This window comes from Caballeronia fortuita (genome assembly GCF_001544835.2).
GTDB lineage: Bacteria > Pseudomonadota > Gammaproteobacteria > Burkholderiales > Burkholderiaceae > Caballeronia > Caballeronia fortuita.
This window is the reverse complement of the sequence record NZ_FCNX02000010.1, coordinates 311,259-323,979: the sequence shown is the minus strand read 5'-3', so window position 1 is coordinate 323,979 and position 12,721 is coordinate 311,259. Positions and strand designations below refer to the sequence as shown.

At 63.0% G+C, this 12,721-nt stretch carries 14 protein-coding genes and 1 pseudogene; 10 read left to right on the top strand and 5 right to left on the bottom strand.

Annotation, left to right across the window (positions count from 1 at the left end; translation table 11 throughout):
• Positions 1–96, top strand: a pseudogene (locus AWB77_RS35405) (electron transfer flavoprotein subunit alpha/FixB family protein); the annotation flags it as partial.
• A 115-nt stretch (positions 97–211) separates the two neighbouring features.
• Complete coding sequence (locus AWB77_RS20955) at positions 212–2,002, top strand: acyl-CoA dehydrogenase (protein WP_061136350.1); 1,791 nt, start codon at positions 212–214, stop codon at positions 2,000–2,002.
• Positions 2,003–2,058: 56 nt separating this feature from the next.
• Here AWB77_RS20955 and AWB77_RS20950 read toward each other — a convergent pair whose 3' ends face one another.
• Positions 2,059–3,351 carry a D-amino acid dehydrogenase gene (locus AWB77_RS20950; RefSeq protein ID WP_061136349.1) on the bottom strand — a complete coding sequence of 431 codons (1,293 nt, stop codon included), beginning with the start codon at positions 3,349–3,351 and terminating at the stop codon, positions 2,059–2,061.
• A 133-nt stretch (positions 3,352–3,484) separates the two neighbouring features.
• Here AWB77_RS20950 and AWB77_RS20945 point away from each other — a divergent pair, with 133 nt between their 5' ends.
• Together AWB77_RS20945 and AWB77_RS20940 are read left to right on the top strand one after the other, a co-directional pair.
• Entirely contained in the window at positions 3,485–3,973 is a 489-nt protein-coding gene (locus AWB77_RS20945; RefSeq protein ID WP_061136348.1) for an Lrp/AsnC ligand binding domain-containing protein, read from the top strand.
• A gap of 67 nt (positions 3,974–4,040) precedes the next feature.
• Entirely contained in the window at positions 4,041–5,180 is a 1,140-nt protein-coding gene (locus AWB77_RS20940; protein ID WP_061136347.1) for a PA0069 family radical SAM protein, read from the top strand.
• A gap of 4 nt (positions 5,181–5,184) precedes the next feature.
• On the opposite strand, the gene AWB77_RS20935 is transcribed toward AWB77_RS20940, so the two are convergent.
• Positions 5,185–5,688 carry a TM2 domain-containing protein gene (locus tag AWB77_RS20935; protein ID WP_061136346.1) on the bottom strand — a complete coding sequence of 168 codons (504 nt, stop codon included), beginning with the start codon at positions 5,686–5,688 and terminating at the stop codon, positions 5,185–5,187.
• 257 nt (positions 5,689–5,945) lie between these two features.
• On the opposite strand from AWB77_RS20935, the gene rpsP reads away from it, so the two are divergent.
• From rpsP to AWB77_RS20905, 6 genes are all read left to right on the top strand, one after another.
• A complete protein-coding gene (rpsP, locus tag AWB77_RS20930) occupies positions 5,946–6,200 on the top strand; it encodes a 30S ribosomal protein S16 (RefSeq protein WP_061136345.1) in 255 nt (84 codons plus the stop codon).
• A gap of 55 nt (positions 6,201–6,255) precedes the next feature.
• Positions 6,256–6,990 (top strand): ribosome maturation factor RimM, encoded by a 735-nt coding sequence (gene rimM / locus AWB77_RS20925; protein ID WP_061136344.1) that lies wholly within the window; start codon positions 6,256–6,258, stop codon positions 6,988–6,990.
• 24 nt (positions 6,991–7,014) lie between these two features.
• Complete coding sequence (gene trmD / locus AWB77_RS20920; RefSeq protein ID WP_061136343.1) at positions 7,015–7,785, top strand: tRNA (guanosine(37)-N1)-methyltransferase TrmD; 771 nt, start codon at positions 7,015–7,017, stop codon at positions 7,783–7,785.
• Positions 7,786–7,914: 129 nt separating this feature from the next.
• Positions 7,915–8,304, top strand: a complete 390-nt coding sequence (rplS, locus tag AWB77_RS20915) for a 50S ribosomal protein L19 (RefSeq protein ID WP_061136342.1) — start codon at positions 7,915–7,917, stop codon at positions 8,302–8,304.
• A 145-nt stretch (positions 8,305–8,449) separates the two neighbouring features.
• Positions 8,450–9,109, top strand: a complete 660-nt coding sequence (locus AWB77_RS20910; protein ID WP_061136341.1) for a CoA pyrophosphatase — start codon at positions 8,450–8,452, stop codon at positions 9,107–9,109.
• A gap of 120 nt (positions 9,110–9,229) precedes the next feature.
• Complete coding sequence (locus tag AWB77_RS20905) at positions 9,230–10,168, top strand: CobD/CbiB family protein (RefSeq protein ID WP_061136340.1); 939 nt, start codon at positions 9,230–9,232, stop codon at positions 10,166–10,168.
• Here the strand turns inward: AWB77_RS20905 and AWB77_RS20900 are convergent, their stop codons facing one another.
• The 3 genes from AWB77_RS20900 to AWB77_RS20890 are packed head-to-tail and all read right to left on the bottom strand — an operon-like array spanning position 10,169 to position 12,680.
• Positions 10,169–10,492: a putative signal transducing protein gene (locus tag AWB77_RS20900; RefSeq protein ID WP_061136339.1), complete on the bottom strand. Its 324-nt coding sequence runs from the start codon at positions 10,490–10,492 to the stop codon at positions 10,169–10,171.
• Positions 10,489–11,415, bottom strand: a complete 927-nt coding sequence (rsgA, locus tag AWB77_RS20895) for a ribosome small subunit-dependent GTPase A (RefSeq protein ID WP_061136338.1) — start codon at positions 11,413–11,415, stop codon at positions 10,489–10,491. The genes AWB77_RS20900 and rsgA overlap by 4 nt, the downstream gene beginning before the upstream one ends.
• Entirely contained in the window at positions 11,412–12,680 is a 1,269-nt protein-coding gene (locus AWB77_RS20890) for a M48 family metallopeptidase (protein ID WP_061136337.1), read from the bottom strand. The genes rsgA and AWB77_RS20890 overlap by 4 nt, the downstream gene beginning before the upstream one ends.
• Positions 12,681–12,721 lie beyond the last annotated feature (41 nt).

Sequence of the window (12,721 nt, the reverse complement as noted above, 5' to 3'; positions counted from 1 at the left end):
AAGGACCCGGAAGCGCCGATTTTCAGCGTGGCCGATTACGGTCTCGTCGGCGATCTGTTCTCGGTCGTGCCGGAACTGGTGAAAGAGTTGGGCTGAAACCGCGTCGTGTGAGTCGAACACTCGCCACAAAAACCATAAAGGGCGCGACGAACGTTGCGCCCTTTTTTTGTACCCGGAAAAGCCGAAGCCCGAATTGGGAGGAGACAGGACGATGAGCTACAAAGCCCCGCTCAAAGACATGCTGTTCGTAGTAAAGGAACTCGCGGATATCGACGGCATCGCGGCGTTGCCCGGTAACGAAGACGCGGGTTTCGACACGGCGCAGGCCGTCGTCGAGGAAGCCGCGCGCTTCTGCGGCGAAGTGCTCGCGCCGCTTAATGTCGCCGGCGATCGCAATCCGAGCGTCTGGACGAACGGCGAAGTGACGACGTCGCCCGGCTTCAAGGACGCGTTTCGCCAGTTCGCGGAAGGCGGCTGGCAAGGCGTCGTGCATCCGGCGGACTTCGGCGGCCAGGGCTTGCCGAAGCTCATCGCGACGCCGTGCATCGAAGCGCTGAACTCTTCGAATCTCTCGTTCGCGCTGTGTCCGCTGCTGACCGACGGCGCGATCGAAGCGCTTCTCACCGCCGGCAGCGACGAGCAGAAGGCGCGCTATCTGCCGAAGTTCATCGCGGGCGAATGGACCGGGACGATGAACCTCACCGAGCCGCAGGCCGGTTCCGATCTCGCGCTGGTGCGCACGCGCGCCGAACCGCAGGGCGACGGCACATACAAGCTCTTCGGTACGAAAATCTTCATCACCTACGGCGAACACGACATGGCGAAGAACATCGTCCATCTGGTGCTCGCGCGCACGCCCGATGCGCCCGAAGGCGTGAAAGGCATTTCGCTCTTTCTCGTGCCGAAGTTTCTCGTCAACGACGACGGATCGCTCGGCGCGCGCAACGACGTGCATTGCGTGTCGATCGAGCACAAGCTCGGCATCAAGGCGAGCCCGACGGCCGTGTTGCAATACGGCGATCACGGCGGCGCGACCGGCTATCTGATCGGGGAAGAGAATCGCGGCCTCGAATACATGTTCATCATGATGAACGCCGCGCGTTTCGCCGTCGGCATGCAAGGCGTTGCGATCGCGGAGCGCGCGTATCAGCAGGCCGTCGCGTATGCGAAGGAGCGCGTGCAAAGCCGTCCTGTCGACGGCAGCGCAAAGGAATCGGTGACGATCATCCATCATCCCGACGTGCGCCGCATGCTCTCGACGATGCGCGCCTACACCGAAGGCGCCCGCGCGCTCGCTTATGTCGCGGCGGCGCACAGCGATCTCGCGCACGGCCATCCGGACGGCGACGCAAAGAAGAGCCATCAGGCGATCTACGAATATCTCGTGCCGATCGTGAAAGGCTTTTGCACGGAAATTTCCGTCGATGTCGCGAGTCTCGGCGTGCAGGTGCACGGCGGCATGGGCTTCATCGAGGAGACGGGCGCGGCGCAGCATTATCGCGATGCGCGCATTCTGCCGATCTACGAAGGCACGACCGCGATCCAGGCGAACGATCTCGTCGGCCGCAAGACCGTGCGCGATGGCGGCGCGACCGCGCAGGCGCTGCTCGCGCAGATCGATCAGACGATCGCGGCGCTCGCGGATATCGACGGCAAGCCGTTCAAGTCGATGCACCGGCATTTGAGCGCGGGCAGTCTGTCGCTCGCGCGCGCGATCGAGTTCATCATCGCGAAGTTCAGAAGCGATCCGAATGCGGCGTTCGCGGGCAGCGTGCCGTATCTTCGGCTTGCGGGCATCGTGTTGTCGGGATGGCAAATGGCGCGCGCGATGCTCGTCTCGCACGCGAAGCGGGCGGAAGACGAAAGTTTCCACGGCGCAAAGATCGCGACGGCCGAGTTCTTCGCGGAGCACATTCTGTCGCTCGCGCCGGGCATCGAGGCGTCGATTATCAGCGCGAACGGCAACGAAGGCGTGCTCGCGCTGAGCGAAGATCAGTTCTGAAATGACAAAGGCGCCTTCAATCGAAGGCGCCTTCTTTTTCGATGCGATGAGGCGAATTACGCGTTCGCGTATCCCGGACGCGTCTTCACGCCGACATCGCCGAAATAGCGATGCACCGAAAGATCGTCCGCGCGGATCGCGGGCTGTTTGCCGGACATCAGATCGGCGAGCAACTGGCCCGAACCGCACGACATCGTCCAGCCGAGCGTGCCGTGGCCCGTGTTCAGGAACAGGTTCGGCACGGGCGTGCGGCCGACGATCGGCGTGCCGTCCGGCGTCATCGGGCGCAGGCCGGTCCAGAACGTGGCGCTCGCGGTGTCGCCGCCGCCCGGGAACAGGTCGTTCACGCACATTTCGAGGGTTTCGCGGCGCGCCTGCTTCAGCGTCTTGTCATAGCCGACGATTTCCGCCATGCCGCCGACGCGGATACGGTCGTCGAAACGCGTGATCGCGATCTTGTACGTTTCGTCGAGCACGGTCGATACCGGCGCGCGGTTCGCATCGACGATAGGCGCCGTGAGCGAATAGCCCTTCAGCGGATAAACCGGGATCTTGACGAGATCGCCTAGCAGCTTCGGCGAATACGAACCCAGCGCGACGACGTACGAATCCGCTGTCACCAGTTCCTTGCCGCACTGCACGCCCGCGATGCGGCCGTTGGCAACCGCGAGCGCGTCGATCGGCGTGTTGTAGCGAAACTTGACGCCGAGGGCTTCGGCCATCGCGGCGAGGCGCGTCGTGAACATCTGGCAATCGCCGGTTTCGTCGTTCGGCAGGCGCAGGCCGCCCGTCAGCTTGTGCGACACGGCGGCAAGCGCGGGTTCGGCTTTCTTGAGTTCGTCGGCGGTGAGCAGCTCGAACGGGACGTTCGCGTCCTTCAGCACGGCGATGTCCTTGCCCGCACCGTCGAATTGCTGTTGCGTGCGAAAAAGTTGCAGCGTGCCGCCGGTGCGGCCTTCGTACGAGATGCCGGTATCGGCGCGCAACGCCTGCAGGCAGTCGCGGCTGTATTCGGCGAGGCGGACCATGCGGCCTTTGTTCACCGTATAGCGATCCTGCGTGCAGTTGCGCAGCATTTGCCACATCCACTGCAACTGGTTCATCGTGCCGTCGAGACGGATCGCGAGCGGCGCGTGCTTTTCGAACATCCACTTCACGGCCTTGAGCGGCACGCCCGGCGCGGCCCACGGCGACGCGTAGCCCGGCGAGATCTGTCCTGCGTTCGCGAAACTCGTTTCGAGCGCGGGGCCGGCTTCGCGGTCGATGACCGTGACTTCGTGGCCAGCGCGAGCAAGGTAATACGCGCTCGTCACGCCGACAACGCCGCTTCCGAGAATAACGATTCGCATGTGATCTCCGATCCGAGTCCGCCGAACAGGTGGCCTGAGCCTGCAACACGCTGTCCGTCTAGTGTTATCGACTATAGTATTGAGATCAAAGCAGTTTTAGTTATTGTATTTGCGAGATTTTCAGGAAAAAGCAATGCGAACACAGCGAAATCCGGTGCGCGCGCTCGACAAGCTCGATCACAAGATCCTGAACATTCTTCAGGAAGACGGCCGTATCGCGATGAAGGATCTGGCGGAGCGCGTCGGGTTGTCTGTTACGCCGTGCATCGAGCGGGTCAAGCGCATGGAGCGCGATGGCGTCATCGTCGGCTACTACGCGCGCGTGAATCCAATGGAGCTTGGCGCGGCGCTGCTCGTGTTCGTCGAAATCACGCTCGATCACAAAAGCGGCAACATGTTCGAGCAATTCCGGCGTGAGGTTCAAAAGATTCCAGAGGTGCTGGAGTGTCATCTCGTGTCGGGCGATTTCGACTATCTGATCAAGGCGCGCATCGGCGAGATGGCGGATTATCGCAAGTTGCTCGGCGACATTCTTTTGCAGTTGCCGGGCGCGGTTCAGTCGAAGAGCTACGTGGTGATGGAGGAGATCAAGGAGACACTCAAGATTCTCGTCGAAACGTGATTCTTCACTTGCGGAGGACGTTCGATACTGTATATTTGTACAGTGTTATTCGTTATGTTCTACCGCAATGTCATCGTCCGATCGCGAATTTCCCGTCTCGCCGCCCGCCCCGCTGAAAGGGCGCGGGGCGGTCGCGAACATCCAGGGGCGTTACGAAAAGGACGAGCGCGAGCCGGTCGACGACGGCTGGCTGCACACCGCCGATCCCGACGAGGAAGGCGCGCCGCCGCTGCGCACGCAGATATTCGACGAGCGCGCGAAAAGCATCCTCACGCGCAACAGTTCGCCGGATATACCGTTCTCCGTTTCGCTCAATCCATATCGCGGCTGCGAGCACGGCTGCATCTATTGCTTCGCGCGTCCGACGCACAGTTACCTCGGGTTGTCGCCGGGACTCGATTTCGAAAGCCGGATTTACGCGAAGATCAACGCGCCCGAATTGCTCGAACGCGAACTGGCTAAGCCGAACTACGAACCCGAACCGATTGCGCTCGGCGTCAACACGGACGCGTATCAACCCGTCGAACGCGATCTTCAGCTCACGCGGCGCGTCGTTCAGGTGCTGCACGACTGCGGGCATCCGTTCGCAGCAATCACGAAGAGCTCGCTGATCGAGCGCGACATCGACCTGCTCGCGCCGATGGCTGAGCGCGGCCAGATGATGGCGGCGATCACGGTGACCACTCTCGACGCGGATATCGCGCGCACGCTGGAGCCGCGCGCGGCCACGCCGTCACGGCGTCTGCGCACGATCCGCACGCTCGCCGAAGCGGGCATTCCGGTGGGCGTGAGCATCGCGCCGGTCATTCCGTTCGTGACGGAGCCCGACATGGAGCGTGTTCTGGAAGCCTGCGCGGAGGCGGGCGCGACGAGCGCGAGCTATATCGTGCTGCGTCTGCCGTGGGAAGTCGCGCCGCTTTTCAAGGACTGGCTCGCCGCGCACTTTCCGGATCGCGCGGATCGCGTGATGAGCCGCGTGCGCGACATGCGCGGCGGTAAGGATTACGACTCGAACTTCGCGACGCGCATGAAGGGCGAAGGCCTGTGGGCCGACATGCTGAAACAGCGCTTCCAGAAGGCGACGAAGCGCCTCGGCCTGAACGCAAGGCAGCGCGGCATTCTCGACATGTCCGAGTTCCAGCGGCCGGCGAAACGAACGCGTGCGGCACCGCCTGCGCCGGCGAACCCGCAGCTCGACCTGTTCTGACGTTTTATTGCGACAGCGTCTTCGCCGCTTCGACCTGACTTTCGAAGTAGGTCTGGAAGGTGAGCGCGAGCCCCGTCATCAACAGGAACGCGCCGAAGAGCAGCGAAAAAATCACGATGAAGATGACCGTCCAGCCCGAGCGGCTTTCGCGGCCAGTGTGCGCGTTGAATTGCGCGTCCCACTTGGCGTCCGGGCGCAAGCCGTAGACGATGGCGGACAGAAACGCCGCGAGCAGCGAAACCGCGCCCGGAAAGGCCAGCACCCAGCCGAGGATCGACGCGCGCTCCGTTTCGGCGAGCAGCAGATAGCCGAACGCGCCCATTACGATGCCGACGATATGCGCCCAGCCGTACTTGTCGCGCATTCCATACAAATAAAAGCGATGCAGGCCGATGCAGCCGAACAGGAACGCGAGCGCGGCGGTCAGCGTCTTCGAGCGGAAGTACGGCGGAATCTGCTTGCCGGCCGGCTGCGAGCCGGATTGCGTGGCGACGGGCGAGGAAGTCATCAGCGAAAGCGGTGGTGGAAAGAGGCGGGCGCCGCCTGAAGGCCGACGCCGGTCTGCCATTTTACGCTGACGACCGCCCGCGCCACCAACGGCACGTTGCCGCAGAGACGTGATTTCCAGTATCCGGAAGCGCATCGAATCGGTTCCGAAGATCGCGCCGGTTCCAAAAAATGCGTTAAGTGTTTGTTAGGGCGTCGGAATCCGGCTATAATCGCCTGTTCTCGTAGTTCCGAACCCCGGTTTTCAAGGATTTCAGCATGGTCATCATCCGCTTGGCTCGTGGCGGCTCGAAGAAGCGCCCGTTCTACAACATCGTTGCAACCGACTCGCGTAGCCGCCGTGACGGCCGCTTCATCGAGCGCGTGGGCTTCTACAACCCCGTCGCGACCAAGGGCGAAGCGCTGCGCATCGCTCAAGACCGCCTGACGTACTGGCAAGGCGTCGGCGCGCAACTGTCGCCGACCGTCGAGCGTCTCGTCAAGCAAGCTCAGCAAGCCCAGCCGGCTGCTTAAGCTCGCTTGCGTCGACGCTGTCATAAACGCTCGAAACCTGCCCAAAGGTTCGCCGATGTCCGCGCGCGATTCTGAATCCGGCCGCGCATCGGAAAGCATCGGCCGAACGAAGCCGGGGCAAGATGAAGGTTCCGCCACGTTTGGCGCGTTCGTCCGCAAGCCGGGCGCGCGCCGCATGGCGGTCGACGTTTCGGGCAATGCTTCTGGCGCAAGAGAGGCGGAAGCCGCAATCGAGCCGGTCGAAGCTTTGCCCGAGGACGCCGTCGAAGTCGGTTTCATCGCCGATGCCTACGGTCTCAAGGGCTGGGTCAAGATCGTGCCGCACGCGAATGGCAAGCAGGGCGGCGACGCGCTGTTGAGCGCCAGACGCTGGTGGCTCGTCAAAGGCCGCGATCGCAAGTCCGCGCGCTGCCTGCAGTCGAAAGTGCACGCCGACACCATCGTCGCGCGTCTTGCCGGCTGTGACGACCGCGATGCGGCGCTCGCGCTGAAAGGGCACACGGTGAATATCGCACGCAGCGATTTCCCGAAGCTCGACAGCGACGACGAATTCTATTGGGTCGATCTGATCGGCCTGAATGTCGAAAACGAAGCGGGCGTGGCTTTGGGCCGCGTCGCCGACATGATCGACAACGGCGCGCATTCCATTCTTCGGATCGAGTATCCGGACACGACTAAGGATGGCGCGCCTGTCACTGGCGAGCGGCTGATTCCGTTCGTCGGGGTATATGTGAAGACGGTGGACCGGGCGGCGAAGCGTATCGTCGTCGACTGGGACGCCGACTATTGAACATCGCACGTTACGGAGAGAGCGATGCAGTTCGATGTCGTGACGCTCTTTCCCGAGATGTTTCGCGCACTGACCGACTGGGGCATCACCAGCCGGGCGGTGAAGCAGGAGCGGTTCGGTCTGCGCACGTGGAATCCGCGCGATTTCACGACGGACAACTACCGCACCGTCGACGATCGCCCGTACGGCGGCGGCCCCGGCATGGTCATGCTGGCGCGCCCGCTGGAAGAGGCGATCCACGCGGCGAAAGCGGCGCAGCGCGAACAGGGCATTGCGTCCACGCGCGTCGTGATGATGTCGCCGCAAGGCGCGAAGCTTGATCATGACCGTGTGATGCGGTTCGCACAGGAACCCGGTCTCGTGTTGCTGTGCGGCCGTTACGAAGCGGTCGATCAGCGTCTGATCGACCGTGAAGTAGACGAAGAAGTGAGCCTCGGCGACTTCGTGCTGTCCGGCGGAGAGCTTCCCGCAATGGCGCTCATGGACGCGGTGGTGCGCCAGTTGCCGGGCGTGCTGAACGACGCGCAATCGGCGGTGCAGGACAGTTTCGTCGACGTATTGCTCGATTGTCCGCATTACACGCGTCCCGAAGAGTACGACGGCGTGCGCGTTCCCGATGTGCTGCTCGGCGGCCATCACAAGGAAATCGAGGCGTGGCGCAGGCGCGAAGCATTGCGCAACACATTCAACAAGCGGCCCGATCTGATCGAGCGGGCGCGTCGTAGCAAGATGTTGAGCCGCGCCGACGAGGCGTGGCTCGCAGAACTCGCGAAGGAAGCGTCGAAGCCCGCATAGGTTTCGAGCGGACGAGCGGGAAAATGGGGACGTCGAGTGGTATCGGCGTCTGAAGCAAACCCATCCTCTACCGGGGCCTAACTCAATGCAAGGCACACAACTCCGGCAAGATGGCACAAGGAGTCAGTAATGAATCTGATTGAGCAACTCGAGAAGGAAGAGATCGCACGCGTTCTGGGCGAGAAGACCATCCCCGACTTCGCGCCGGGCGATACCGTCGTCGTCAATGTGAACGTGGTCGAAGGCACGCGTAAGCGTGTCCAGGCTTACGAAGGCGTCGTCATTGCGAAGCGTAACCGCGGCCTGAACTCGAACTTCATCGTTCGCAAGATCTCGTCGGGCGAAGGCGTCGAGCGTACGTTCCAGACCTACTCGCCGCTGCTCGCGAGCATCGTCGTGAAGCGTCGTGGCGATGTCCGCCGCGCGAAGCTGTACTATCTGCGCGAGCGTTCGGGCAAGTCGGCTCGTATCAAGGAAAAGCTGGTGTTCAAGGACAAGTCTGCTGCTTCCGCAGAGTAAGTCCCCGGCCAGACGCAGTACGGAAAAAGCACCCCTCGCGGGTGCTTTTTTCTTTGGTGTGTTCAAATTGAGACTTCCACAGAACCATTCCTGACCCGTGTCCACCGGAAAGACTTCGACTCCCCGCATTCTTGAACCCGAAAAGATGCCCGTCTTATCGACGGGTGAGACACTCCCGCCGATTCCGCCCGAGCGCCTCACGCCGGAAGGCTTGCGCGCGCGCTTCGCGATAGAACTCGACTGGACGCAGGAAGAGCGCGAGCAGCGCATCAAGGCGATCGGCGGCGATCCGCGCGTCGCGTCGGTGCTGGTGCCGCTCGTCGTGCGCGAGGGCGGTCTGACCGTGCTGCTGACGCAGCGCGCCGATCATCTCTCCGATCACGCCGGGCAGATCAGCTTTCCGGGCGGCCGCCGCGAACCCGAGGACGCCGACGCCGCCGCGACCGCTTTGCGCGAAGCCTACGAGGAAGTGGCGTTGGGCGCGGAACATTGCGAAGTGATCGGCGCGATGCCGGAATATCTGACGGGCACGGGGTTCAAGGTGACACCGGTCGTCGCGCTGGTGTATCCGCCGTTCACGCTGAAGGCCGATACGCGCGAAGTCGCCGATATCTTCGAGGTGCCGCTCGCATGGCTCATGGACCCCGCGAACCACGAAGTGCGCGTCTTTCGCTGGGAAGGCGGCGAGCGTCGTTTTTTTGCGATGCCTTACGTTCCCGGTGAGCGGAAGGCTCCTTATTTCATCTGGGGCGCAACGGCCGGCATGTTGCGCAATTTTTATCGCTTCCTCGCGGCTCGCGCGTAAAGACGCACAAAGGCCGCGCGCCCGCTGCGCCTCGCGCAATTACTTGGCGCGCAAAACGCAACGGGCGCTGTGCTATCGTTACGCGAAACTCGAACTAATCCGACTGTTTCGGCGCTTCGCATGACTTTTTTCTCCGTATTGCTGGCTCTCGTCATTGAGCAGATGCGCGCGTTATCGCCGCACAATCCGATTTCGGCGTTGCTTCAGTATCATGCGGAATCCACCGCGCACGGTTTCGATGCCGGCAAGGAAAAGCACGGCATCGTCGCGTGGCTGGTGGTGGTCTTGCCGTGGACGCTCTTCGTCGGGCTCGTCTATTACGTGCTGTACCGGATCAACTTCGCGCTGGCGTTTCTGTGGAACGTGGTGATCGTCTACTTCACGCTCGGCTTCCGGCAGTTCAGCCACTATTTCACCGATATCCACCTCGCGCTCAATAACGACGACGTGCCGCGCGCCCGCGAAGTGCTGGCCGAATGGACCGGCATCGACACGGTCGATATGCCCGTCAGCGAGATCGTGCGACACACGCTCGTGCACGCGGTGGTCGCGTCGCATCGTCACGTGTTCGGCGTGTTCTTCTGGTTCCTGATTCCTGTCGGCCCGGCGGGCGCAGTGTTGTATCGGATCGCGGAATATCTCGCGCGTGCGTGGTCGAAGCCCGATCCCGAGCGCACGGTCGAATTTTCGTCTTTCGCACAGCGCGCGTTCTTCGTCATCGACTGGATTCCCGCGCGTCTCACGGCGCTCGGCTTTGCGATCGTCGGCAATTTCGAGGATGCGATCTACGCGTGGCGCAATCACGCGCGCCAATGGCCGGACGCAAATGAAGGCGTGTTGCTCGCGGCGGGCAGCGGGGCGCTCGGCGCGCGGCTGGCGGGGCCGCTGGCCGAGCCGTTGTCGGTGGAGGCGCTTGCCGTCGGCGATGCGAGCCCGCTGCCCGTCGGCGACGATTGCACGCCGCGCACGCTGCAATCTGCCGTCGGTCTCGTGTGGCGCGCGGTGATCCTATGGATGTTGCTGCTGCTGATGCTGACGATCGCGGTATGGCTGGCGTAGTCAGTCGTCGAGCGGATCGCGCGGCGTCTGACAGTTCCAGCAGACGGTGAACTGCGGCTCGAGCCATTCGCCGCAATGCCTGCATTTCCAGGGCCGGGCGTTCGCGTCCGGCCCTTTTCGCGCGCGCTCCAGAAGGCGCAGTGCCAACGCTTCGTCGCGATCGTCGACGATCCATATCTCCGGCGCGCACTGATCCGCCGGAATCTCGCCCAGCGCGCCGTTCAGAAAGCGGTTGTGCAACTCGCACGGCACGCCCGCCGTCGCCAGCACGTTCACCCAATGCTGCGCCGTGATGAGATTGGGAGCGCGCGTGAGACGCTTCATCGAACGATCTGGCTGGCTTCGTGGACGAGTTGTGCGTAGAGCGCGTGCCGCTCGGGCCGGATCTTGCCCGCTTCGACGGCTTCGAGCACCGCGCAGCCCGGCTCGTGCAGATGATGGCAGTTGTAGAAGCGGCACTGTCCGAGATAAGGCCGGAAATCCGCGAAGGCGCGTTCGAGCTGACCTTCCGACAGATGATGCAGGCCAAACTCCTGGAAGCCCGGAGAATCGATCAGCGAGCCGCCGCCGGGCAAGTCGTAGAGGCGCGTGAACGTGGTCGTGTGACGGCCGCTGTTGAGCGCCGATGAAATTTCGCGCGTGGCGGCGTCGGCGTCGGGGACGAGCAGATTCACGAGCGTCGATTTGCCCATGCCCGATTGCCCGAGCAGAATCGTCGAGCGGTCTTTGAGGCGCGCGTCGAGTTGCGGGTGGACATCCCCGGGCGCCATCTTCGCCGACAATTCGATCACCGTGTATCCAAGCGCGCGATACGGCGCGAGACGCTCGCGCGCGAGCGGCAGCGCGCCTTCGACGTCGATCTTGTTGAGCACGATCAGCGATTCGAGCCCGTGCGCCTCCGCCGCGATCAATGCGCGGCCGAGCAGGTCCTCGCTGAAGTGCGGTTCGGTGGCGAGCACGATCAGCAGTTGATCGAGATTCGCCGCGAAGAGTTTCGACTTGAACTGATCCGAGCGATACAGCAGATTGCGCCGCTCGCCGATCTCGACGATCACGCCCTGATCCGCCGACGACTGCTCGTAGATCACGCGATCGCCGACGGCCACTTCGCTCTTCTTGCCGCGCGGGAAACATTGCAGCATCGCGCCGCCGTCTTCCGGCGTGACGAGATAGTGCCGCCCATGCGCCGCGATCACCGTGCCTGCGAGCCGCGCCGCCGCGCCGGAACCCTTGAAACCGCGCGTCATGCGGCGCGCTGCATCAGGCGGTCGATCCGCTGCGAGGCGGGCGGATGCGAGTAGTAGAACGCGGTGTAGATCGGATCGGGCGTGAGCGTCGACGCGTTATCCTCGTAGAGCTTCACGAGCGCGTTCACGAGATCTTTCGGATCGGTCTGGCTCGCGGCGAAGGCGTCGGCTTCGAATTCGTTTTTGCGCGACGTCAGGCTGCCGAGCGGCGTGATGAAAAACATGAACACGGGCAGCACGAGCATGAAGAGCACGAGCGCGAGCCCGTTGTTGCTGCCGACGAGCGACGGCCGCACGCCGAGACCTTCGTAGAACCACGTCGTCTGGACGAGCCAGCCGAGCAGCGCGAGCATCGCGAGGCTGATGCCGAACATGACGATCATCAGCTTCAGCACGTGACGGCGCTTGAAGTGGCCGAGCTCGTGCGCGAGCACCGCTTCGATCTCGCTGCCGGACAGACGCGCGAGAAGCGTGTCGAAGAACACGATGCGCTTCGCCGCGCCGAAGCCGGTGAAATACGCGTTGCCGTGCGCCGAGCGGCGGCTGCCGTCCATCACGAAGAGGCCCTTCGCCGCGAATCCGGTGCGTGACATCAGGTTCGTGATGCGCGCGACGAGCGCTTCGTCCTTCAGCGGCTCGAACTTGTTGAAGAGCGGGGCGATGAAGGTCGGATAGATGATCATCGCGAGAAGCTGGAAAGCGACCCACACGATCCATGTCCACAGCCACCAGAACGTGCCGGCGCGGTCCATCAGCCAGAGCGTGAGCAGCAGGAGCGGCGCGCCGACCACGACCGCGAGCGCCGTGCCCTTCAAGAGATCGGCAAAGAAGAGCTTCTTCGACATCCGATTGAAACCGAACTTCTCTTCGATCACGAAATGGCGGATGTAGTCGAACGGCAGGTCGATGATGCCCGTTATCGCCATCACCGACGCCACCAGCGCGATCTGCCCGAGATAGCCGCGGCCGAGCCAGTCGGAAATGGCGAGATCGAGCGCCTGGACGCCGCCGAGCAGCGTCAGCGCGACGAGCACGACCGCGCTCGTGACGACTTCGATCATGGTGAGGCGCGTGCGCTCGACGGTGTAGTCGGCGGCGCGCTGATGCGCCGTGAGCGGGATCGTGCCGCTGAACTGCGCGGGCACGCCGTTGCGATGCGCGGCGACGTAGCGGATCTGGCGCGAGGCCAGCCACAGCTTGGTCGAAACCATCGCGACGAGGGCGACGACGAAGATCGTCGAGAAGGCGAGAGTAAGGTTGGTCATCCGGGAATTCCGATTGAACTATGCGAGAATTATAGGTTCTA